Source organism: Paucibacter sp. B2R-40 (assembly GCF_025717555.1).
Taxonomy (GTDB): domain Bacteria; phylum Pseudomonadota; class Gammaproteobacteria; order Burkholderiales; family Burkholderiaceae_C; genus Paucibacter_A.
This window is the reverse complement of record NZ_JAJIRP010000004.1, coordinates 128,962-151,042: the sequence shown is the minus strand read 5'-3', so window position 1 is coordinate 151,042 and position 22,081 is coordinate 128,962. Positions and strand designations below refer to the sequence as shown.

The 22,081-nt window shown below is 61.9% G+C and carries 23 protein-coding genes; 14 read left to right on the top strand and 9 right to left on the bottom strand.

What is annotated here, in order from left to right; genetic code table 11:
* Positions 1 to 266: 266 nt before the first annotated feature.
* The 5 genes from LNV09_RS09820 to LNV09_RS09800 all read left to right on the top strand — a co-directional run bounded on the left by LNV09_RS09820 (position 267) and on the right by LNV09_RS09800 (position 4,923).
* The gene (locus LNV09_RS09820) at positions 267 to 1,610 is read left to right on the top strand and encodes an MFS transporter (protein ID WP_263556916.1); all 1,344 of its coding nucleotides are present in this window, start codon (positions 267 to 269) and stop codon (positions 1,608 to 1,610) included.
* A 6-nt stretch (positions 1,611 to 1,616) separates the two neighbouring features.
* A complete protein-coding gene (locus LNV09_RS09815) occupies positions 1,617 to 2,195 on the top strand; it encodes a GNAT family N-acetyltransferase (RefSeq protein WP_263556915.1) in 579 nt (192 codons plus the stop codon).
* Positions 2,196 to 2,341: 146 nt separating this feature from the next.
* Positions 2,342 to 2,917 carry a chemotaxis protein CheW gene (locus LNV09_RS09810; RefSeq protein ID WP_263556914.1) on the top strand — a complete coding sequence of 192 codons (576 nt, stop codon included), beginning with the start codon at positions 2,342 to 2,344 and terminating at the stop codon, positions 2,915 to 2,917.
* A 55-nt stretch (positions 2,918 to 2,972) separates the two neighbouring features.
* Positions 2,973 to 3,518: a pseudouridine synthase gene (locus LNV09_RS09805; protein ID WP_263556913.1), complete on the top strand. Its 546-nt coding sequence runs from the start codon at positions 2,973 to 2,975 to the stop codon at positions 3,516 to 3,518.
* A 109-nt stretch (positions 3,519 to 3,627) separates the two neighbouring features.
* Positions 3,628 to 4,923: an acetyl-CoA hydrolase/transferase family protein gene (locus tag LNV09_RS09800; RefSeq protein ID WP_263556912.1), complete on the top strand. Its 1,296-nt coding sequence runs from the start codon at positions 3,628 to 3,630 to the stop codon at positions 4,921 to 4,923.
* 13 nt (positions 4,924 to 4,936) lie between these two features.
* Here LNV09_RS09800 and LNV09_RS09795 read toward each other — a convergent pair whose 3' ends face one another.
* Complete coding sequence (locus LNV09_RS09795; RefSeq protein WP_263556911.1) at positions 4,937 to 5,371, bottom strand: DUF3224 domain-containing protein; 435 nt, start codon at positions 5,369 to 5,371, stop codon at positions 4,937 to 4,939.
* A 196-nt stretch (positions 5,372 to 5,567) separates the two neighbouring features.
* Here LNV09_RS09795 and LNV09_RS09790 point away from each other — a divergent pair, with 196 nt between their 5' ends.
* The 3 genes from LNV09_RS09790 to LNV09_RS09780 all read left to right on the top strand — a co-directional run bounded on the left by LNV09_RS09790 (position 5,568) and on the right by LNV09_RS09780 (position 9,647).
* Positions 5,568 to 6,401, top strand: a complete 834-nt coding sequence (locus tag LNV09_RS09790) for an AraC family transcriptional regulator (protein ID WP_263556910.1) — start codon at positions 5,568 to 5,570, stop codon at positions 6,399 to 6,401.
* 2 nt (positions 6,402 to 6,403) lie between these two features.
* Positions 6,404 to 7,420 carry an NAD-dependent epimerase/dehydratase family protein gene (locus LNV09_RS09785; RefSeq protein WP_263556909.1) on the top strand — a complete coding sequence of 339 codons (1,017 nt, stop codon included), beginning with the start codon at positions 6,404 to 6,406 and terminating at the stop codon, positions 7,418 to 7,420.
* Between the two features lie 88 nt (positions 7,421 to 7,508).
* Complete coding sequence (locus tag LNV09_RS09780; RefSeq protein ID WP_263556908.1) at positions 7,509 to 9,647, top strand: diguanylate cyclase; 2,139 nt, start codon at positions 7,509 to 7,511, stop codon at positions 9,645 to 9,647.
* Between the two features lie 4 nt (positions 9,648 to 9,651).
* On the opposite strand, the gene LNV09_RS09775 is transcribed toward LNV09_RS09780, so the two are convergent.
* A complete protein-coding gene (locus tag LNV09_RS09775) occupies positions 9,652 to 10,581 on the bottom strand; it encodes a polyprenyl synthetase family protein (RefSeq protein ID WP_263556907.1) in 930 nt (309 codons plus the stop codon).
* Between the two features lie 336 nt (positions 10,582 to 10,917).
* Between LNV09_RS09775 and rplU the strand changes: the two genes are divergently transcribed.
* The 4 genes from rplU (at position 10,918) to proB (ending at position 13,911) form a co-directional block, all read left to right on the top strand.
* Positions 10,918 to 11,229: a 50S ribosomal protein L21 gene (gene rplU, locus LNV09_RS09770; RefSeq protein ID WP_263531669.1), complete on the top strand. Its 312-nt coding sequence runs from the start codon at positions 10,918 to 10,920 to the stop codon at positions 11,227 to 11,229.
* A gap of 42 nt (positions 11,230 to 11,271) precedes the next feature.
* A complete protein-coding gene (rpmA, locus tag LNV09_RS09765) occupies positions 11,272 to 11,529 on the top strand; it encodes a 50S ribosomal protein L27 (RefSeq protein ID WP_263556906.1) in 258 nt (85 codons plus the stop codon).
* Between the two features lie 178 nt (positions 11,530 to 11,707).
* Positions 11,708 to 12,796 (top strand): Obg family GTPase CgtA, encoded by a 1,089-nt coding sequence (gene cgtA / locus LNV09_RS09760; protein ID WP_263556905.1) that lies wholly within the window; start codon positions 11,708 to 11,710, stop codon positions 12,794 to 12,796.
* The gene (gene proB, locus LNV09_RS09755; protein ID WP_263556904.1) at positions 12,793 to 13,911 is read left to right on the top strand and encodes a glutamate 5-kinase; all 1,119 of its coding nucleotides are present in this window, start codon (positions 12,793 to 12,795) and stop codon (positions 13,909 to 13,911) included. Before cgtA ends, proB begins: the two co-directional genes overlap by 4 nt.
* 32 nt (positions 13,912 to 13,943) lie before the next feature.
* Here the strand turns inward: proB and LNV09_RS09750 are convergent, their stop codons facing one another.
* Entirely contained in the window at positions 13,944 to 14,570 is a 627-nt protein-coding gene (locus tag LNV09_RS09750; RefSeq protein WP_263556903.1) for an RNA pyrophosphohydrolase, read from the bottom strand.
* Between the two features lie 123 nt (positions 14,571 to 14,693).
* Here LNV09_RS09750 and LNV09_RS09745 point away from each other — a divergent pair, with 123 nt between their 5' ends.
* Complete coding sequence (locus tag LNV09_RS09745) at positions 14,694 to 16,439, top strand: proline--tRNA ligase (RefSeq protein WP_263556902.1); 1,746 nt, start codon at positions 14,694 to 14,696, stop codon at positions 16,437 to 16,439.
* Entirely contained in the window at positions 16,436 to 17,071 is a 636-nt protein-coding gene (locus LNV09_RS09740; RefSeq protein ID WP_263556901.1) for a lytic transglycosylase domain-containing protein, read from the top strand. The genes LNV09_RS09745 and LNV09_RS09740 overlap by 4 nt, the downstream gene beginning before the upstream one ends.
* 2 nt (positions 17,072 to 17,073) lie before the next feature.
* Here the strand turns inward: LNV09_RS09740 and LNV09_RS09735 are convergent, their stop codons facing one another.
* The 6 genes from LNV09_RS09735 to hemA all read right to left on the bottom strand — a co-directional run bounded on the left by LNV09_RS09735 (position 17,074) and on the right by hemA (position 22,079).
* Positions 17,074 to 17,661: a UbiX family flavin prenyltransferase gene (locus tag LNV09_RS09735; protein WP_263556900.1), complete on the bottom strand. Its 588-nt coding sequence runs from the start codon at positions 17,659 to 17,661 to the stop codon at positions 17,074 to 17,076.
* An 11-nt stretch (positions 17,662 to 17,672) separates the two neighbouring features.
* Positions 17,673 to 17,987 (bottom strand): Grx4 family monothiol glutaredoxin, encoded by a 315-nt coding sequence (gene grxD / locus LNV09_RS09730; protein WP_263531675.1) that lies wholly within the window; start codon positions 17,985 to 17,987, stop codon positions 17,673 to 17,675.
* Positions 17,988 to 18,068: 81 nt separating this feature from the next.
* Positions 18,069 to 18,686 (bottom strand): hypothetical protein, encoded by a 618-nt coding sequence (locus LNV09_RS09725; protein ID WP_263556899.1) that lies wholly within the window; start codon positions 18,684 to 18,686, stop codon positions 18,069 to 18,071.
* 98 nt (positions 18,687 to 18,784) lie between these two features.
* Entirely contained in the window at positions 18,785 to 19,615 is an 831-nt protein-coding gene (gene prmC / locus LNV09_RS09720; RefSeq protein WP_263556898.1) for a peptide chain release factor N(5)-glutamine methyltransferase, read from the bottom strand.
* The gene (gene prfA, locus LNV09_RS09715; RefSeq protein ID WP_263556897.1) at positions 19,612 to 20,697 is read right to left on the bottom strand and encodes a peptide chain release factor 1; all 1,086 of its coding nucleotides are present in this window, start codon (positions 20,695 to 20,697) and stop codon (positions 19,612 to 19,614) included. The genes prmC and prfA overlap by 4 nt, the downstream gene beginning before the upstream one ends.
* Before the next feature lie 74 nt (positions 20,698 to 20,771).
* A complete protein-coding gene (gene hemA / locus LNV09_RS09710; protein ID WP_263556896.1) occupies positions 20,772 to 22,079 on the bottom strand; it encodes a glutamyl-tRNA reductase in 1,308 nt (435 codons plus the stop codon).
* Positions 22,080 to 22,081: the final 2 nt, after the last annotated feature.

Here is a 22,081-nt window from a genome sequence, read left to right as displayed (position 1 = left end):
GAATTTATAGGCTATGACCAAACTCCTTGACCGCACCCGACGCAGCACGCCCCGTGCCGCTGGCGTGTGCGCTCGCGTGAGTGCTGCTGATGATGCAGCGCTGGCGACGCCGCATTGACGGGGCTAGCCCAGCTTGGCGCGCAAGACTTTCGCGCCGCCCCATGACATCTCGATAGACCGAGACTTCACCAAGTCAGCAATGCCCGGCCCTCGCTTTACCCCAGCGTCGAAGCCCGATATTTGGAGAATTTCCTATGCAACAAACCATGCTCAATTCTTGGTTTGAACGAATACGGCGTGGCCTGACGCTGCCCGCCACCGATCTCTTGCGCGACGCCGTTTACCGGCGCCTGTGGTCGTCCATCCTGATCAGCTCACTCGGCGGCCAGGTCACCATGCTGGCGCTGCCGCTGACGGCTGCCGTGCTGCTCAACGCCAGCCCGACCCAGATGGGTCTGTTGACGACGATGGAGATCCTGCCGTTTGTGCTGTTCTCCTTGCCCTCGGGCGTGTGGCTGGACCGCGTGCGCAAGCTGCCGGTCTATGTCTGGGGCGAGACGCTGCTGGCGGTCGCTGTGGCGACCGTGCCGCTGGCCGCCGTGATGGGTTGGCTGACGATGACCTGGCTGTATGTGGTCGGCTTTGTGCTGGGCACGGTCTACACCACGGCGGGCAGCGCCGCACAGATTGTCTTGACGCAGGTGGTCAGCCGTGACCGCCTGGTTGAAGCGCATGCCAAGAACGCCTTGGCCTCATCGGGCGCCGAGGTGGCGGGGCCAGGTCTTGCCGGCATGTTGATCAAGCTGATGGGCGCGCCGATGGCGTTGGCCGTGGATGCCGTGCTGGTCTTGATCTCGGCGCTGATTCTGCGCGGCATCAAGGTCGATGAAGTGCTGCACAAGGGTGATGGTGCCGACTTTTGGCGCGATCTCAAGGCCGGCCTGCGCTTTGTGCGGGAGCGCGCCTTGCTGATCGGTCTGGCCTGCGCGGTGGGCGGCTGGCAGTTGTTCAATAACGCGGCCCAGGTGGTGCAGATTCTGTTCGCCACCCGCACGCTGGGCTTGAGTGCGCAGCAGGTGGGCTTGAGTTATGTGGCGCTGGGCGCCGGCACGGTCTTGACCAGCATCATGGGCCACCGCATCAGCCGCCGGCTTGGCCCCGGCCCTTGCCTGGTGCTGGGCATTTCGGTGACGGGCTTGGGCTGGCTGCTGCTGGCGCTGGTGCCGTCCAACACCTACGGCATCGCCGCCTTTGCCTTCATGCTGTTTGCTTTTGGCGTCGGAGCGGTGCTGATTTTCATCAACTTCCTGTCGCTGCGCCAGGCGGTGACGCCGGCGCCGATGCTGGGCCGCATGACCAGCACCATGCGCTGGCTGATCTTGATCCCGGCCGGGCCGGGCGCCTTGGCTGGCGGTTGGCTGGGTGAGCACATGGGGCTGCGATCGGCGCTGTTGTTTGCCGGCGTCGGCACCTTGGCGCTGAGTTTGATCGCCTGGCGTCACCCAGTGCTGCGCGGGGTACGCGAGTTGCCCACGCCGGATGAGGATGAGCCGGCACTCGGTGCCGAGGCTGCGCCCGGTTTGTCCCCTGACTTGATGCCGAGCAAGTGAGATGCCATGAGCGCAACACCTGACCCTATCCTGATCGAAGTCCCCGAGACCATCGAGACCGAACGCCTGCTGCTGGCCGCGCCGCGTTCCGGCATCGGCCCCGCACTTGCCGTGGCGATCGCCGAATCGCTGGTTCAGCTGAGCCCCTGGATGCCTTGGGCCCAACAAGCGCCCAGTTTTGAGGACAGCGAGGCGGTGGCGCGCCGGATGTGCGCCGACTTCATCGCTCGGCGTGACTTGAGCTATCAAATCTACGACCGTGCGGCCGAGGGTCGGCGCTTGCTGGGCGGCTGCGGCCTGCACCGGCTGGACTGGGCGGTACGGCGCTTTGAGATTGGCTACTGGATTCGCAGCAGCGCACAGGGCCAAGGCTATGTCAGTGAAGCGGTGATGGCCTTGACGCGATTGGCGTTCGAGCAACTGCAGGCGCGCCGGGTGGAGATCCGCATGGACGACGTCAATTTGCGCAGCCGTGCGGTGGCTGAGCGCTGTGGCTTCGAGCTCGAAGGCATCTTGCGGCGGGACAGCCTGACGCCGACCGGCGAAGTCAGGAACACCTGTGTTTATGCAAGGCTGGCGCTCTGATCTGACGCGCGCCCAGGTATTGTTTGAATTCAACAGCGATCGTGAGATCCGCCTCGGAAACTCAATGTGCTGAAGCGCACGGCGGCTGTTCGCTGCCTATCATCGCGGCACCAGCATTTGCTGGCAGACCCATCGGAGCCTCAGCCATGAGCGACCAGCTAAGCCAGAACTTGTCTTCCTCACGTTCACTGGCGGCGCCCAACCGGGCTCCCGCGCTGGCCCAGCCAGTGGCCGCAAAGATCCGCATCGAGGTTTTGTCTTTTCACCTCGGCCAAGAGGAGTACGGCATCCCGCTGAATTGTGTGCAGGAGATCCGCTCCTTCCAAGCCCCGACCCGCTTGGCCGGCGCCAGCGCCGAAGTGCTGGGCGTGCTGGATCTGCGCGGTGAAGTCTTGCCGGTGATCGATTTGCGCCGTTGTTTCCACATGCCCTCGGCGGAGGTCACGGCTGCAACGGTGACCATCGTTGTCAATCTGAGCCATCGCAGCGTGGGCATCGTTGTCGACAACGTCAATGAGGTGGTTGACCTGGCCCCTGAGCAGCAGCGCAGCATGCCGGCCATGAACGGCATGGCCAATGACGGCCATATCTTGGGCATTGGTTCCATCGGGGCGCGCATGTTGCTGCTCTTGGATCTGAGTCGACTGCTGGATGAGCGCGATCTGGGTGCCGCCACTGCTGAAGATGAAAAGGCGCAGGAACTGGACGACTGCTTGGCCTGAGTGCCGCGATACTGGGCAGCAATCCGACCTTGGCCCGTCCGCGGGCATGCTGCTCATGAAATTGATCCTGTTCAACAAGCCTTTCCAAGTCATGAGCCAGTTTTCGCCGCAAGCCGGCCGCGAGACCTTGGCCGACTATCTGCAGATTCCTGACATTTACCCCGCCGGCCGGCTCGATGCCGACAGCGAGGGCTTGATGCTGCTGACCGATGACGGCCGACTGCAGCACCAAATCAGCCATCCCAAGCACAAGGAAGCCAAGACTTACACGGTGCAGGTCGAAGGCGTGCCCGATGAGCAGGCCTTGCTGCGCTTGAGTCAGCCCTTGGATTTGCGCGATTTTGTGACGCAGCCCTGTCGGGTCGAACAGATCGAGGAACCGTCATGGTTGTGGCCGCGCGACCCGCCGGTCCGCAAGCGCCTGAGCATCCCGACCAGCTGGCTCAATATCACGATCAAGGAAGGCAAGAACCGGCAGGTCAGGCGCATGACGGCGGCGGTGGGATTTCCGACCCTGCGTTTGATCCGCAGTGCGATTGGGCCCTGCTCACTCAGCAGCCACCCCTTGCGGCCGGGCGAGTGGCTGGCGCTGCCAATGTGACTGCGTCGCGACAGGCTTGCGAAAGCTCGGCCTGTGCAAGAAAGCAGCAAGCCGGCGGGCCTAGTATGCAGGGCTGATATCCAGCAACGCATCCAGAGGCAGGCACCCGATGTCCCATCAAGACTTGTACCGCAAGAAGTTGGCCACTTGTGAAGACGCGCTGGGGCTGCTGCGCGACGGTGACTTCATCATCATCCCCACCGGCGTGGGCGAGCCACCGACGCTGCTGACGGCCTTGTCCGACGCGCGCAGGCGCTTTCACGACATCAAGCTCGGCCAAATCTTGGCGGTGCGTAAATTCGCCTACTTTGATCCTGAGACTGTCGAACATGTGCGGCATGTTTCTTTTTTCTACGGTGCCGCCTCGCGGGCAGGCGGGCAGGCGGGCTGGGTCGATTTCATCCCCAGTTACTTTTCCGAGATGCCAGCGTTGATCGAGCGCAAGCTGATTCCCGCCGATGTGGTCTTCAGCATGGCCTCGCCGATGGATCAACACGGCTATTTCTCGCTCAGCCTGGGCGCAGACTACACGATGGCGGCGCTCAAACAGGCAAGGGCGGTGGTGCTCGAGGTCAACCCGAATGTGCCCTTCGCAAATGGCAATTGCTTGATCCATATCTCGCAGGTGACGGCCCTGATCGAGAGCAACGAGCCGGTGACGGAAGTGGGCCTGCCGAAAATCGGCCCGGTGCAAGAGGCGATCGGCAAATATGTGGCCGACATGATCGAAGACGGCTCGACGCTGCAGATTGGCTACGGCGGCATTCCTGATGCGGTGGTGATGCAGCTCAGCGCCAAACATGATCTGGGTGTGCATACCGAGATGATCGGCGACGGCATCCTGAGCCTGGTCGAGTGCGGCGCCGTTACCAACCGGCGCAAGAATTATTTGCCCGGCAAGATGGTCGCGACCTTCGCGCTTGGTTCCCAAAAGCTTTATCGTTTCATGGATCGCAATCCAGGGCTGGAGATGCACCCGGTTGATTACACCAACGATCCCTATCTGGCCGGCCAGAATGACAAGCTCATTGCCATCAACGCGACGCTGCAGATTGACTTGCTTGGGCAATGTGGGTCGGAGTCTTTGGGGCCAACGCCCTACTCGGGCACCGGCGGTCAAAGTGATTTTGTGCGCGCGGCCAATCGCTCAAAAGGCGGCAAGGCCTTCATCGTGCTGCCATCGACCGCCAAGGGCGACAGCATCAGCCGCATCGTGCCGACGCTGACGCCAGGTACCCACATGAGCACCAGCAAGAACGACATCAACTATGTGGTCAGCGAGTTTGGCGTGGCTCAGTTGCGCGGCAAATCGGCCAAGCAGCGAGCGCTAGAGCTGATTGCGATTGCGCACCCGGACTTCCGCGCCGAATTGCGCGAGGCGGCCAAGGCGATCAATCTGCTGTAGAGCGGGCTAGTGCTCAATTCAGGCGGTAGTTGAGTTCGTAGAAATGCACGCCGGCCTCGATGCGCAGCGTCAACTCGCCGCTGATACCGGCCAGCTCACCCAGGCCCGAGCCCGGCACGATGCAGATGCGCAGGTCCTGCTTGCCGCCGCTCATCAGTCCCAGGTGAGCGAGCGCAAAGCTGCCCTTGCGGCCCTGCAACTCACCCACGAAGGACTCGAGCGCGGTGTAGGCGGCCTCGCCCAGCTGCGGCTGACCGGCCATCTGCATTTCACCGATCGCGCTGCCCACCAACTCGCCGCTGTACTGCTTGCTGAGGCTGCGTTTGAACAGCGGCGTGCCCTCGGCCGGGCTGCTCAGCGCTTCGGCTGGGCCGATTTTGACTTCAAAACCGCCCTTGGCGCTGTAGGTAGTGGCTGCCGGTGCGGCAGCGTGGGCTGTTGTGCTCATTGATTGACTCCACAATGTGATCAGACCGCCCATGCTTGCCAGCAAGCTGCGGCGTTGGATTTCGTTTTTACTCTTCTTTGGCATGAACGCATCATCGACGTTTGTTGGCTCGCCGGCTTGTACAAACCCGACAAACCCGATAAACCCGACAAACGAGCTCGGCGCTGCGCAAAGCACGCGTCTGAACGAGCGTGCGTTGTTGGCGCCCGCAGTCGCATGGCAAGCCGGTCAGGCGTTTCAATTGCATCGCTACCCGGTTGGTGCGGAGTTGTCTGCCTGGCTGGATTTTCATTGGTTGATTGAATGGGATATTGCGGCAGGTGAGCATAGTCAACGCGTGCTGCCCTACCCGAATTCACATTTGGTTTTTGAGGCCGGGGCGACGGCGCTGCATGGTGTGGCGCGCGGCGTCTTTGTGCGGCGCCTGCATGGGCGCGGCAGGGTCCATGGCCTGCGCTTCAAATGCGGTGGCCTGCGCGCTTGGTTGAGCGGCTCGGTGCAGGCCTTGAGCGGGCGCCAAGTCGGGCTGGATGAGGTTTTGGGCTGGGCCGCCCCGGACCAGGTTTTGCGCGCCGAACAGGCGGTGCTAGGCGCTGGCTCGCATCAGCACGCCGTCAATGCAGCCGAGGCCTTATTGCTGGCGCATCTGCCTGCCATTGATCCTTGGGTGGTCCGCCTCGACGCGGCCGTGCAGCAAGTGATGCAGGACAGCAGTTTCACGCGCGTCGGTGACTTGCAAATCCTGCTTGATCTGCCCGAGCGCGCCTTGCAGCGCCGCTTTGCCGATCACGTGGGTGTCTCGCCCAAGTGGGTGATTCAGCGCGCCCGCCTGCAAGACGCCTTGCAGGCGCTGGCACAAGCGCAAGCTCCGAGCTTGGCTGACTTGGCGCTGCGCCTGGGTTTTTGCGACCAAGCGCATTTCAGTCGTTGTTTTCGCCAAACGACCGGGCAGACACCGGCACAGTACCGAGAGGCCGTGTGCCGCAGCATGGAGAATAGGGCGGATCCGAAGACGACAGCACGGCCCTAAACATGAAATTACTGATACTCGGCGGTACTCAATTCCTGGGCCGCCATATGGCCGAGCTGGCGCTGGCCTGCGGCCATGAAGTCACGCTGTTTAATCGGGGAAATCATGGCGCCGGTTTGTTCCCGAACGTCGAGCAACTCAAGGGGGACCGTTTGCTCGATCTGTCGGTGCTGCGGGGTCGCCGTTGGGATGCGGTCTTCGATGCCAGTTGCTATTTGCCCAGTGCGGCTCGGCGCAGTGCCGAGTTGCTGGCCGATGCGGTTGAGCACTATTGCTTGATCACGTCCATTTCTGTCTTCCCGCAAATCAATGCCGATACCGTCGAGACATCCAGTTTGGCGGAATTGTCCGCTGAGCAGTTGGCGGCGGCCGAAGCGCAGGCGGCTGGCACCGGCTCTCAGTCTGGCGGCGGCTATGGCGCTGCCTACGGTGGACTGAAGGCGCTGTGCGAGCGAGAACTCACGACAGTGATGGGGTCGCGCGCGCTGGTCGTGCGGCCCGGTTTCATCATCGGCCCCTATGACTACAGCCCACGTCTGCGCTACTGGCTGGACCGCATGGGCGAGGGCGGGCGCGTGCTTGCACCTGGCCGTCCAGAGCGTGCGGTGCGGCTGATTGACGCCCGTGATATCGCCGCTTGGTGCTTGGCGCTGGCGCAGGCCCGCGTCGGGGGGATCTTCAATGCCAGCGGGCCGGACGGGCAATCGATGGGCGAGTTGCTCGAGGCTTGCAATGCCGCCGCTGGTCTCAGGTCAGAGTTGGTCTGGCGCAGCGAGGCCGAGCTCTTGGCTGCTGGCGTTCAGCCTTTTCAGGATCTGCCTTACTGGTTGCCTGAGACCGATAACGCGATGATGGCGGTTCGCAGCGTCGCGGCGGTTGCCGCCGGTTTGCGCTTTCGACCTTTGGCTCACTCACTGGTCGATACGGCCAACTGGCTGCGGAGCCAACCGCCGTTGAGTGGCAATATCCGGAATCGGATTCGAGAGCAGGCCGTATTGGAAATGCTGGAAAAGCGCTGATCTGGGCTAGCATGAAGCCTGACCGGAAGTTGCCGGGCTGTTTTCTTGCACGCCGAAGTGGAGTCACGATTTGCCCAATTTGACGCATATGAATACCGCCCTGCGTTTGTGCATGGCGCTCATGTTCGCTTTGCTTTGCTCTTTGGGCTGGGCGCAAACGACGTCGACTGTGAATGGCGCAGTCGATCTTGACGCCAACCAGCGCGCCTGGATCAGCGCGCACAAGGACCGGGTCTTGAGCGTCGGCTTTGACCCCGAAGCGGGCCTTGATAGTTTTGAGTTCCAAGGCCGGCGTATCGGACTTTTGCCAGCCTTGCTGGACGATATGCAGACTCAGCTGGGTCTGCGCTTGCTGCTCGCGGAGGTTAAGAATTGGGATGATGCCTACGGGCGCTTCTTGGCCGGCAAGATTGATTTGCTTTACGGCGCAAATCCGACGCCGGAGCGCGAGAAGGTTATGCGCTTTACGCAGGCCGCACAAAAGTATCCCTATGTGGTGTTCGCCCGCAAGGACTCCTTGGTGCAGACCTTGGGTGACTTGGACGGCAAAACGGTAGGATTCTTGGCGAATGATTTTGTGATCGAGCGCCTGCCCGCCGAGTTCCCCAATGTGCAGGTGCGGGTGGCGAGCTTCGAAGATCAACGTGAGGGGCTGAAAGCCTTGGTGGCGGGTGATGTGGACGGTTTTGTGACGGCCGGCGGTGGGGTTGAATACGAGTTCTTGAATGATTTTCCCGGGCTGATTTTGATCGCTGAGATCAAAACCATTACCTCGGACATGACCTTTGCGGTCGCCAAGGACCGGGCCATATTGGCTCAGATCATTGATCAATACCTGGATCATCGCCGACTCATCATCCAGAATTTCGCCCGAGATGCACGGCGCAACTACAACCGCAAAGTGCTGCGGCTCAGTGAAGCTGAGCTCGGCTGGTTGGCGAAGTCCGGCGAGGCGGTGGTGGGAGTGGCGGAAGACTACTTGCCCTTCGATTACTTTGACAAAGGAGAATACAAAGGCATTGCCGGCGCCACATTGGACCGTATCGGCGAGTTGATCGGCATCCGTTTCAAGGTTGTCAGCGGCTCGTTTGCAAAGATGCTGGAGCGCGCTCAAGCGGGCGATGTGCATGTGCTGAACCTGGCCAAAACCGAGGAGAGGCAGCAGCATTTCCTGTTCCCGCGCGCCATCAGCACCGAGCGCGACATCATCGTCGGACTCAAGAGCAGCCCGCCGGTGCAAGACGTATACGGCCTGGACGGTCGGCGCGTGGCCGTCATTGATGGTTTCTGGCACGAGGAATACCTGCGCAAGAACCTGAAGAACCCCGCTATCGTCAAGACCGCCGACATCATGGCCTCGCTGCGCTTGCTGCGCGCCGGCAAGGTCGACTATGTGATCGAAAACCCGACTGTGCTTGAGTTCTATATCAATGGCTTGGGCTATACCGATCTGGTCAAACGAGGCAATACATCCAAGGATTCGTTCATCTATTTTGGCGTCAGCCGCCAGCAGCCGGAGCTGGCGTCCATTTTGGACAAGGTCATTCCTTTGATCCAATTCGAGGAGATGAAGTACTTGGGTATGCAGACGGTGCCGACTTTGCGCAATGAGGCCAATCTGCAGTTGACGCAGCTGCTGGCGGCGCTCGCCGTGGTGCTGCTATTGATTCTGGCCCTGACCTTGCGCACGGTACGCAAGCTGGCCGTGCAAAAGGCCAAGACTCAGTTCTTGCATGAGCGTGAACACTTGCTCTATACCGACAGCCTGACCGGATTTCACAACCGCAATTATTTCAGCCAGAAGGTGGACACCGTGATCGGCGCGGACTTTCCGCAGGCCGTCGTGGTAGCCGATATGAACAACCTCAAACGCGTCAATGACAGCCACGGTCATGCGGCGGGAGATGCCTTGATAAAGGCCTTTGCCGATGCCGCAAGGGCGCAGTGGCCGCAGGCCGATCACTACCGTATCGGCGGCGATGAGTTTCTATTCATACTGCCGGATTGCGCCGAGGGCAAGGTTTTGCTTGAGTTGGATGCGCTGCGTCAGCGCTGCCAGCAGGCCCGCTTTGAGGTGGCGCCTGAGGTCTGGGTCAGCCCAAGCGCCGCATTAGGCTATGCCTTGAGAGGCAGTGCTCAGAGTTCACTGCAAGCCTGCATTGCCGAGGCCGATGCGCGCATGTATGCGGCCAAGGCGGGCATGAAGAAGCGCAGTACCGACGAGTAGCGGGTCAGTAGGAGCGCTCAACCGATTGGGCGGCGAAATCCAGCAGTGATTCGCGCCACTTTGAGTGTGGCAATAGGCTCAAGCAGTCACGTGCCAACTTGGCCTCCGCTCGGGCAGCTTCGCGAGTGGCTTCAAGCGCCCCGGTCGCGCGCACGATGTCAACGATTTCGCTCAGGCGCTCTTGCTCGCCGTGCTCTATTGCATGCCGCAACAGCAGGCGTTGCTCGTTGGAGCTGCGCTCCATCGCAATCAGCAGGGGCAGCGTCGTCTTGCCTTCGCGCAAATCGTCGCCGACGTTCTTGCCGAGTGCTTGACTGTCGCCCTCATAGTCGAGCACATCGTCGATCAGCTGAAAAGCCGTGCCAAGGGCCCGGCCATAGCCCGCGCAGGCTTCTTCGACTTCGGGCGTGCTGTCGGCCAGCACCGCACCCAGGCGCGCACTGGCTTCAAAAAGTTTGGCGGTCTTGAAACGGATGACGCGCAGGTAACTGTCTACACTGATGTCGGGGTCGTGCATATTCATCAGCTGTAGCACTTCGCCTTCGGCGATCACATTGGTTGCTTCGGCCAATACTTCCAGCACGCGCATGCGGTTGACGGAGACCATCATCTGGAAGGCGCGCGAGTAGAGGAAATCTCCCACCAGCACGCTGGCCGCGTTGCCGAACAAGGCGTTGGCGGTCGCTTTGCCGCGGCGCAGCGAGGATTCATCGACGACGTCATCATGCAGCAAAGTGGCGGTGTGGATGAACTCCACCACGGCGGCCAACTCAAAACGCTGCGGGCCTTCAAAACCGAGGGCATTGGCAAACAACAGCACCAGCTTCGGGCGCATGCGCTTGCCGCCGGCATGGACTATGTAGCCGGCGATTTGATTGATCAGGGCGACCTCGGAACCGAGTCGATCCGCGATAACGGCATCGACCTGAAGCATTTCGGCTGCCAAGGTGGCAAGCACTTCGCTAGTTGCGGGGCCTATGGAATGGGGCGAAGGGGTCGAAGCAGACGCAGCGTGCACGCTCGGATCTCATTTGAACGAAGCTTGGATTATAGGGAGCAGCCCCGCTAAAGGCAGGCTGAGCATGGTCTTGATTGTGCTTCAGCGTTGCAAGCAATTTGCCCTGCGGACCAGTCTCTTGTTAAATATCTCATGCCGTGCTAAACTCGGCGGCTCTGCGCCTTTTGAAGGTTGCGGAGGTGAGGCCTGTGGGTCTACTAAGTCTTGATGGCTTGGCGAGACTTTACGGGTGGTTTAATTGAAAGGGCTGATATGTACGCGGTCATAAAAACCGGCGGTAAGCAATATAAAGTTGCTGCCGGCGAAAAGATCAAAATAGAACAGATTGCTGCGGATGTTGGCCAAGAGATTGTGATCGACCAAGTTCTCGCCGTTGGTAGCGGCGCGGATCTGAAGGTTGGCACTCCCTTGGTTGCTGGCGCAAGCGTCAATGCCACTGTTGTGGCTCACGGTAAGCACGACAAAGTGCGCATCTTCAAGATGCGTCGTCGTAAGCACTACAAGAAGAGTCAAGGCCATCGCCAGACGTATACCGAGCTGTTGATCAGCACGGTGAACGGCTGATCGAGAGCTGACTTTTTAGCCAACAGTTCAAGGAGATAATCCATGGCACAGAAAAAGGGCGGCGGTTCAACACGAAACGGCCGCGACTCCAAACCTAAGATGCTCGGTGTGAAGGCCTTCGGCGGCCAGACCATCTCGGCAGGTTCCATCATCGTGCGTCAGCGCGGCACCAAGTTCCATCCCGGCACCAATGTCGGTATCGGCAAGGACCACACGCTGTTTGCCTTGATCGACGGCCAAGTGTCGTTCGCCATCAAGGGTGAGAAGAGCCGTCAGACGGTTTTTGTCACCGCTATCTAAATCAGATAGCCGATGAGCACCGCAAGCGGAGGGCAGCAGCCGACCGCTTGCAGCAGGTGACGCAAAAGCCCCGCCTAGCCGGGGCTTTTGCTTTTTGAGGCTGCAGCAAGGCCTGCGGTTGTCCGCTCGGACGACCGCCGCTTTGCCTTAACATCAGCCTCAAAGGGCGTAAAGCATTATGAAGTTCATAGACGAAGCCACCATCGACATCGTGGCCGGCAATGGTGGTGCCGGCTGTGCGAGCTTTCGGCGCGAAAAGTTCATCCCGTTTGGCGGGCCGGACGGCGGCGATGGCGGCAGGGGTGGCAGCGTCTTTGCCGTGGCCGACAGCAATCTGAACACGCTGATCGATTACCGCTACGCGCGCCGCCACGAGGCCCGCAACGGCGAAGCCGGTCGGGGCTCCGACCAATATGGCGCGGCGTCGGATGATATTGTCCTGCGTATGCCGGTTGGCACCATCGTCAAGGACCTGGAAACCGACACCGTGATCGCCGAGCTGATTGAGCCGGGCGAGAAGATCTTGCTGGCCAAGGGCGGCGACGGCGGTTTCGGCAATCTGCATTTCAAGACCAGTACCAACCGCGCGCCGCGTCAAAAGACCGCCGGCTGGCCCGGTGAGGCGAAAAAGGTCAAGCTGGAATTGCGCGTGCTGGCCGATGTCGGTCTGCTGGGTCAACCCAACGCGGGCAAGTCCACGCTGATCACGGCGGTGTCGAATGCCCGCCCCAAGATCGCCGACTACCCGTTCACGACGCTGTACCCGAATCTGGGTGTGGTACGGGTCGGGCCGGAGAAAAGTTTTGTCGTCGCCGACATCCCGGGCTTGATCGAGGGGGCCTCCGAGGGCGCCGGACTGGGTCATCAGTTCCTGCGTCATTTGCAGCGCACGCGCTTGCTTTTGCATGTGGTTGATCTGGCCCCGTTTGATCCGGCGGTTGACCCGGTTGTCGAGGCCAAGGCCATCGTCAATGAGCTGAAGAAGTACGACGAAGAGTTGTACAACAAGCCGCGTTGGTTGGTGCTGAACAAGCTCGACATGGTGCCGGAGGAAGAGCGCGCCAAGCGCGTCAAGGACTTCGTCAAGCGCTACAAGTGGAAGGGTCCAGTGTTCGAAATTTCGGCCCTGACGCGCGAAGGCTGCCAGCCTTTAATCCACGCCATTTACGACCATGTGGCCACGGCGCACAAGGTCATTGTCGAGGTCGATCCGCGTTTCCCTGAAGGGAAGCCCGCTAGCGCGGCACCTGCCGACGCAGCGGAATGAGCCGCGCGCTCGCGGGCGCTCGGCGCATTGTCGTCAAGGTCGGCTCCAGCCTGGTGACCAATGAAGGTCGCGGCGTTGACGCCGATGCGATCGGCAACTGGTGCCGTCAGTTGGCGGCCTTGGCTGCGGATGGTCGCGAGCTGGTGATGGTGTCCAGCGGCGCGATTGCCGAGGGCATGAAGCGTCTGGGCTGGGCGGTGCGACCGAAAGAGTTGCATGAGCTGCAGGCCGCGGCCGCCGTGGGCCAGATGGGCCTGGTGCAGATGTACGAGAGCAAGTTGCGCGAGCAGGGCATGGGCAGCGCTCAAGTGCTGCTGACGCATGCCGATCTGGCCGACCGTGAGCGTTATCTGAATGCGCGCTCGACCTTGCTGACCCTGCTGCAGCACCGGGTCTTGCCCGTCATCAACGAAAACGACACCGTCGTCAATGACGAGATCAAGTTCGGTGACAACGACACGCTGGGTGCTTTGGTTGCCAATTTGATCGAGGCCGATGCCTTGATCATCTTGACCGATCAAAAAGGCCTGTATTCGGCCGACCCCAGGCGGGACCCGCAGGCTCGCTTCATTGCCGAAGCGGTGGCGGGCACGCCCGAGCTTGAGCAGATGGCCGGCGGCGCCGGCTCTAGCTTGGGTCGGGGCGGCATGATCACCAAGATTCTGGCCGCCAAGCGTGCGGCGGGCAGTGGTGCCAACACGGTGATCGCCTGGGGCCGCGAGCCCGATGTCTTGATCCGCTTGCTGGCCGGTGAGGCGATCGGCACCGCATTGCTGGCGTCTACGCCGAAGCTGGCAGCGCGCAAGCAATGGATGGTTGATCATCTGCAGATGCGCGGCGCGGCCGTCATTGATGAGGGCGCGGTGGCCAAATTGCAAGGAGAGGGCAAGAGCCTGCTGCCGATCGGCGTGTTGGAAGTACAAGGTGACTTCAGCCGCGGTGAAGTGATCGGCGTGCGCGATCAGGCCGGACGCGAATTGGCGCGCGGCTTGAGCAACTACTCGAGCGCAGAGGCGCGCCTGATTGCCCGCAAACCGTCGAGTGAGTTCGAGCGCGTGCTCGGCTATACGGCCGAGCCCGAGTTGATCCACCGCGACAATATGGTGCTGTGTTGATCCGCCTTATCTAGGCAGATCAAGCTTGGCTATCAAGGGTTTGGAGGCGTGTCGCTGGAACTGCTTGGCGGCAGTTCTTGCGCCGATTCCGCCTGGGCTTGCGCCGTTGCCTCGGCTTGCTGCCCGTGGTCGTTGCGATGCGATTGCGGTCGCATACCGCCGCGCAGATAGCGGTTGTGATGGTTGATGCGCGGCAAATAGCGCGCCAACTCGGTCAGGGCGTTCTCGTAGACCCCGCGCTTGAACTCGATCACCGCTTCAAGAGGCACCCAGTAATCGTTCCAACGCCAGGCGTCGAACTCAGGGTGATTGGTGGCGCGCAAATTCATGTCGCTGTCGCGACCCATCAATTGCAGCAAGAACCAAATCTGCTTTTGACCGCGGTAATGCCCTCGGGCATCGCGTCTGATGAAGTGGTCGGGCACCTCATAGCGCAGCCAATCGCGCGTGCGCGCGATGATCTGCACATGGTCAGGAACAAGCCCCACTTCTTCATGGAGCTCACGGAACATCGCCTGCTCAGGCGTTTCACCATAGTTAATGCCCCCTTGCGGGAACTGCCAGGAATGGGTGCGGATACGCTTACCCCAAAACACTTCATTCCTGTGGTTGAGCAGGATGATGCCGACGTTGGGGCGGAAGCCGTCACGGTCGAGCATAATCAACCTCGAATCTTTAGTTGTGTCAATTATTGCATTGGGATGCCACCTCGGTAGCCTCATCGCTAACCCTCACTCACCAAACCCTGCTTGGCCTTCGCGGCCGAGCCATGCCAAAGCGCCATGAAAGCCAGTCAGTTTTTCGTCTCCACGCTCAAAGAAGCACCCGCCGATGCAGAAGTTGTCAGCCACAAGCTGATGATGCGAGCCGGCATGATCAAACGTATCGGCGCCGGCATCTACAACTACATGCCGATGGGCCTGCGCGTTATCCGCAAGGTCGAGGCGATCATTCGTGAAGAAATGACGCGCGCCGGCGCGGTCGAGTTGTTGATGCCGGTGGTGCAACCGGCCGAGCTGTGGCAAGAAACCGGCCGCTTCGACAAGATGGGCCCTGAGCTGATGCGCGTGAAAGATCGCCATGGCCGCGACTTCATCATCCAGCCCACTTCCGAGGAGGTGATGACTGACATCGCTCGCCAGGAGTTGCGCAGCTACAAGCAGTTGCCGAAGAATTTCTATCACATCCAGACCAAGTTCCGGGATGAGCGCCGCCCACGCTTTGGCATCATGCGCGGCCGTGAGTTCACGATGAAGGATGCCTATTCCTTCGACCGCGACGTGGCCGCAGCGACCCTCAGCTATCAAGGCATGTTCGCTGCCTATCAGCGCATCTTTGATCGCTTTGGTCTGCAGTACCGCGCGGTGGCTGCCGACACCGGTGCCATCGGTGGCGAGCTCTCGCATGAGTTCCAGGTGATTGCCGACACCGGTGAAGACGCGATCGTCTATTGCCCGACCAGCGACTATGCGGCCAATATCGAGTTGGCCGAGGGCGTGGCCTTGCTTGCCGAGCGTGCGGCCGCCGCTCAGGCTTTGACCAAGACCGCCACACCGGGCAAGAGTACTTGCGAGGATGTCGCCGCCTTGTTGGCCCTGCCATTGGCGCAGACGGTCAAGTCCCTGGTGCTGGCCAGCGATGAGCTGAACGACAAGGGCGAGATCATCAAGTCGACCGTCTGGCTCTTGCTGCTGCGCGGCGATCACGACTTGAACGAGGTCAAGGCTGGCAAGGTTGAGGGGCTGAAGGCAGGCTTCCGCTTCGCCACCGTGGGCGAGATCGAGGATCACTTCGGCTGCAAGCCAGGCTATCTGGGCCCGATCAATTTGCTCAAACCCGTCAAGGTCATTGCCGATCGCACCGTCGCCCTGATGAGCGACTTTGTCTGCGGCGCCAATGAAGTGGATTACCACTTCACCGGCGCCAACTGGGGCCGTGATTTGCCTGAGCCTGACTTGATCGCAGACCTGCGCAATGTGGTGGCCGGTGATCCTTCGCCGGACGGCAAGGGTGTGCTGGCGATTCAGCGCGGCATCGAGGTCGGCCATGTGTTCTTGCTCGGCACCAAGTATTCGGCCGATATGAAGGCCACCTTCCTGGACGAAAACGGCAAGCCGCAGTTGATGGTGATGGGCTGTTACGGCATCGGCGTGACGCGCATCTTGGGCGCGGCCATCGAGCAGAGCCATGACGAGCGCGGCATCATCTGGCCGGACGCGATTGCGCCCTTCAGCGTGGTGGTCTGCCCGATCGGCATGGACCGCAGCGAAGAGGTCAAGGCGGCCGCGCACCAACTGCATGACGACTTGCAGGCGCTGGGCATCGACGTGCTGCTGGACGACCGTGGCGAGCGCCCGGGCGCGATGTTTGCCGACTGGGAGCTGATCGGGGTGCCGCACCGCGTGGTCATCTCCGATCGCGGGCTGAAAGAGGGTCAGGTCGAATATCAAGGCCGGTGTGATGCCGAGGCCTCGAAGCTGGCGCTGGTTGATGTGCTTGCCCATTTGAAGGGCAAGCTCAAGCCTTGAAGCCCCTGGCTTTGCAGCGGCGCAGCCTGCTGGGCGGCGCTGCCCTTGCTTTGGCTGGGGCAGGCCTGCCGCGCCTCAGTCAAGCGGGCACGCAGGCCGAGGAGCCGCTGGCCGACGCCGTTCGCTCGGCTTTGACGGCCGCGGTTGCCTATAGCGCGCCGCCCAAGCCGCGTTTCGACAATATCGAGGCGCGCCTGGCTTATTTGCGCTGGTTGGGCGCCACCAGTGAAAAGCTCAAAAGCCGCAAGAGCGAGGTGCAGACGCGCATCGAGTTTCTGGAGTCGGTCTGGTACGAGGCCAAGCGGGCCGGGCTGGATCCCAGCCTGCTACTGGGTCTCGTCCAGGTGGAAAGTGGCTTTCGCAAATACGCGATCAGCAGCGCCGGTGCTCGTGGCTACACGCAGGTGATGCCGTTCTGGGCCCAGTTGATCGGCGACGGTCAGGCCTCGCGGCTCTTCCATATGCAGACCAATTTGCGCTTTGGTTGCGTGATCTTGCGTCACTACCTGGACCGCGAAAAGGGTGATATGTATCTGGCGCTGGGCCGCTACAACGGCAGCCGGGGCCGGCCCGAGTACCCGAACGCGGTGTTTGGCGCCCGCCGCCAATGGCTCGCCCCAGGCGAGAGTTGAACTCAGCTCTTGCTGTTCAAGCCGGCCCAGGCCTGCGGCCGCGCACCCACTACGCCGCTCAACTCCAACACCCGCTCGGCGCTTTCGTTGACCAGCTCTTCGATGCTTTTCGGGTGGTGATAAAAGGCCGGCAGCGGCGGGAAGATGATGGCGCCCATTTCTGTCGCGGCCACCATATTGCGCAAATGAGCCAGATTGAACGGCGTCTCGCGCACCATCAGAACCAGCCTGCGGCGCTCCTTCAGCGTGACGTCGGCCGCGCGCGTGAGCAGGTTGTCGCCGAAGCCGTGGGCGACGGAGGCTAGCGTCTTCATCGAGCAGGGCGCCACCACCATTGCGGCGGTCGCAAAGCTGCCGCTGGCAATGCAGGCGCCGACGTCGCCGGGCGCGTAGCAAAAGCTCGCTTCGCGCTCCAGCTCATGGCGGCTGAGGCCCAGCTCATGATGGGCGTTCAAAACGCCGGCCGGCGTGACGATCAAGTGAGTTTCAAGGCCTAGCTCGCGGCCACGGCGCAAGAGCCGCAGCGCGTAGGCCGCACCGGTCGCACCGGTGATGCCGACGACCAGTCGCTGTTGTGGGGATGCGGTCACGCGGGGTTGACTTACTTGGCGTCCAGCGTTTGTTGCAACTCGCCCGACTCGTACATCTCCATCATGATGTCCGAGCCGCCGACGAATTCGCCGTTGATATAGAGCTGGGGGATGGTTGGCCAGTTGGCGTAGTCCTTGATGCCTTGACGCACTTCGGCGTCGTCCAGCACATTGAAGGTCTTCAGATCGGTCGCGCCGCAGGCCTTCAAAATCTGGATCGCACGGCCGGAAAAACCGCACATCGGGAATTGCGCCGAGCCCTTCATGAAGAGCATCACGCGGTTGTTCTTCACCAGGTCATCAATACGTTGCTGAACGTCGCTCATTGTCATCTCGCCAAAAAGTGGAATCTTGGGCGTGATTATCGACGAGCCGGGTCGTTCTGGCCGGCCACTGTTCTAAAGAGCTCAGTAACTGTAGGAAAGGCCCAGTTGCAGCACCGGCCGATAGCGCATATCGCGCAGCAGATCTTCCATGCCTTGACTGCGATTGGTCCCCAGACGCAGGCCGCTGGTGGCGCTGCCGTTGACCAGACCGAGATCGGCACTGAAGCCCCAGCCGCCTTTCAAGGATTGGCCGGTATAGCCTATGCCCAAATACGACATCGAGCCATAAGGATCGCTGGCATCACCGATGGGCGCGAGCAGGCTGATATTGCGCTGGCCGACCGACCACGCTTGGCCGTTGCTGCTGGCTCCAAGCGCCAGGCTCGCGCTGCTTTGCGAGAGCGAACCCAGCATCAAGCCGCCGGTGGCGCGCAAGCCGCCTTGCACGCCGCCCAAGCCCGAGCCGGTCAGGTAATAGTCGCCCAACAGATTGGCGCTCAGCAGACGAGAGCCGCTGTAATGCTGCGCCTCGTAAGCCCCTGCGGGCAGTGGCTCAAGGCTGCTCAGCTGCAAGCGGGCCTGCCAGCTGGGGGCCGCATAGCTTGGCGTCTTGACGATGTCGGCCGCCCAGGAACTGCCGCTCAAGCCCGCCAACAAGGCAAAGGCAACTGCACTTGGAGTGAAACCTGCGAAGTTCATAGCGTTCTCCTGCGGCGATGGGATTGAGTCCATGCTACGCCCGCAACTGAACGCTGTGGAGATCAAATTACCAACAAATACACATTCAGTTGTGGCGATCAAATCGGCCAACGGCCGGCACTGACGCGCGGCTGGCCGCCGAGGTCTCGGCGCAGGCCCAGCTCTGCAAAACCTCTTGCAAGCAAGGCCTCGGCCACTGCAGGTGCCTGGTCATAGCCATGCTCGAGCAGCAGCCAGCCGCCGGGCCGCAAATGCGCCGGCGCACCTTCAATCAATTGGCGCAGGTCCGACAATCCGTCGCCGCCCGGCGTCAAGGCGCCGATCGGTTCATGCCTGAGCGCCGGCAGATGCGGGTCGCCGCCGGCGATATAGGGCGGGTTGCTGACGATGACATCGAATCGCTCGCCGGCCAAGGGCTGCCACCAGTCGCCCTGGTGAAACGACACGTCCAGATTCAAGCGACTGGCATTGCCCCGCGCCACTGCCAGGGCCGCTGCACTGAGGTCGACTGCGCTGACGACGGCTGCGGGAAAGCTGGCCTTGATGGCCAGCGCGATCGCGCCGCTGCCGGTACCCAGATCAACCAGGCTTGGCGCGCTGCCCATGGTGGTCAGCAACTCGAGTGCCCAGTCCACCAGGGTCTCGGTATCTGCTCTGGGCACCAAGGTGTCCGGGGTGACGGTCAAGCGCAGGCCGTGGAATTCCTGTTCCCCGAGCAAATAGGCCAAGGGCATGCCGGCCGCGCGCTGTGTCATCTGCTCGACGAGTTTGGCAGCCAGCGCCGGAGCCAGCGCTGCGTCGTCATGGCTGATCAGCCAGGCGCGGTTTTGCTTCAGGCTTGCGGCCAGCAGCAGTTGCGCGTCCAGCCGATCAAGCCCGAGCGTGCGCGCCAGGCTCAAGGCCGAGCTCACGTCGACGGGCGCGGTCATGCCCGGCCTTCTTCCAGCAAGGCCAACTGCTCGGCGGCCTGTGCCGCTTGCAGGCCGGCGGCCACATCGTCCAGATCGCCGTCCATGATGGCGCCGAGCTTGTACAGCGTCAGGTTGATGCGGTGATCGGTCAGGCGGCCTTGCGGAAAGTTGTAGGTGCGGATGCGGTCGCTGCGGTCGCCCGTGCCGATCAGGCTTTTGCGGTTGGCGGCGTCTTGTGCTTCGCGGGCGACGCGGTCTTTGTCGCGCACCCGAGCCGCCAGCACCAGCATCGCCTTGGCCTTGTTGCGGTGCTGGCTGCGGTCGTCCTGACATTCGGCCACCAGCCCGGTCGGCACATGGGTGATGCGCACGGCGCTGTCGGTCTTGTTGATGTGCTGGCCGCCGGCGCCGCTGGCGCGGTAGGTGTCGATGCGCAGATCGGCCGGGTTCAGCGTCACTTCTTCGGTCGCGTCCGGCTCGGCAATCACCGCCACCGTGCAGGCACTGGTGTGGATGCGGCCCTGCGACTCGGTCGCCGGCACGCGCTGTACGCGGTGGCCGCCGGACTCGAACTTCAGCCGCCCGTAGACACGCTCGCCCTCGATGCGTACAACCAGTTCCTTGTAGCCGCCCAGGTCGGAGTCGCTGCTGGACAGAATCTCGGTTTTCCAGCCCATCCGTTCGGCGTAGCGCAGATACATGCGAGCCAGGTCGGCCGCAAACAGCGCCGATTCATCGCCGCCGGCACCGGCGCGAATCTCCAGAAAGGCCGGCCTGTCGTCATCCGGGTCGCGCGGCACCAGGGCCAACTGCAGGGCCGCGTGCAGGCGTTCCAGGTCGGCTTCCGCCGCCTTGATTTCCTCGGCGGCCATCTCTGCCATTTCTGGATCATCGAGCAGCAGCCGCGCCTCGGCCAGATCGGCCTCGCGCTGCACATATTGGCGGTATTGCGCGTCCAGCTCGGCGACCTCGGATTGCTCCTTGGTCAGCGCCCGGTAACGCTTCATATCGGCGGCAACGCTGCCGTCGCTCAAAATGGTGTCGAGTTCGCTCAGGCGGTAGCCGAGGCGGTCAAACTGCTGGCGCAGTGATTCTTTCATGGGGGACTTTTAGCGGAGGGCCAAGGAGCCGGCGCGCAATCGGCGAGCCGGGGGGCATGGAGAGCGCCGCGCCGCTAATGCTCGCTGGGAGTTTCCGCCGGATTGCGGCTGCTGCTGCGCAAAAACAGCCGCGAGACGGTCTGCGCCAATTGCACGCGGTGCTCGCCGTCGCTGGCATGCAACTCGGCCAAGGTGCCATGCAGCATCTTTTGCGTCAGGCCGCGCGACAAGGCTTCCAGTACTTCTTCGACATTGGCGCCGCGCGCCAACTGCTTGCGCGCACGTGCCACTTCATGGTCGCGCCAGTCATCGGCCTGCGCGTTCAAGGCCTGAATCAAGGGCACGGTATTGCGCTGACCCAGCCAATGAACAAAGCTTTGCACGCCGGTCTCGATGATGGCTTCGGCCTGCGCGACGGCGGCCTGGCGCTTCTCGCCGGCCGACTGCACCAAACCGGCCAATTCATCGACGGTGTAGAGGTAAACGTCGTCGAGCTTGGCGACTTCGGGCTCGATATCGCGCGGCACCGCCAGATCGACCATGAACATGGGCCGGTGCTTGCGGGCTTTGAGTGCCCGCTCGACGGCGCCCAGGCCGATCAAGGGCAGGCTGCTGGCGGTGCAAGAAATCACCGCGTCAAACTCGTGCAGGCGCTGCGGCAGGTCGGCCAAGCGAATCGCTTCGGCTCCCAAGCGACCGGCGAGTTTTTCACCGCGTTCCAGCGTGCGGTTGGCGACCGCCATCGCCTTCGGCGTCTTGGCGGCAAAGTGGGTGGCGACCAACTCGATCATTTCGCCCGCACCCACAAACAGCACCTTGATCTGACTCAGGTCTTCAAACAACTGCGCGGCCAAGCGCACCGAGGCGGCCGCCATGCTGATCGAGTGCGCGCCGATTTCGGTCGAGCTGCGCACCTCTTTGGCGACCGAAAAGCCGCGCTGAAACAGCTGATGCAAGGTCGAGCCGACGGTGCCGGCCTGCGTCGCTTCACGCACGGCCTGCTTCATCTGGCCGAGGATTTGCGGCTCACCCAAGACCATGGAGTCCAGACCGCTGGCGACGCGAAACGCATGGCGGGCCGCTGCGCTGCCTTCCACCACATAGGCATGATCCATCAGCGAGGCGCTGCTGACGCCGCCGATACGGGCCAACCAGTCCACGGCCGGCTGCACCATCGCCTGGTGGCCGGCGACATAGAGTTCGGTGCGATTGCAGGTCGACAGGATCGCCGCTTCGGGGCCGGATTTGCCCAGCTTGGTGGCCAAAATCTGGTCGCGAAAACCATGCAAGGTCGGCGCCAATTGTTCCAGCGAGAACGCAAAACGCCCGCGCAAATCCAGCGGGGCGGAGTTGTGATTCAGGCCGAGGGCAAACACTGTCATGG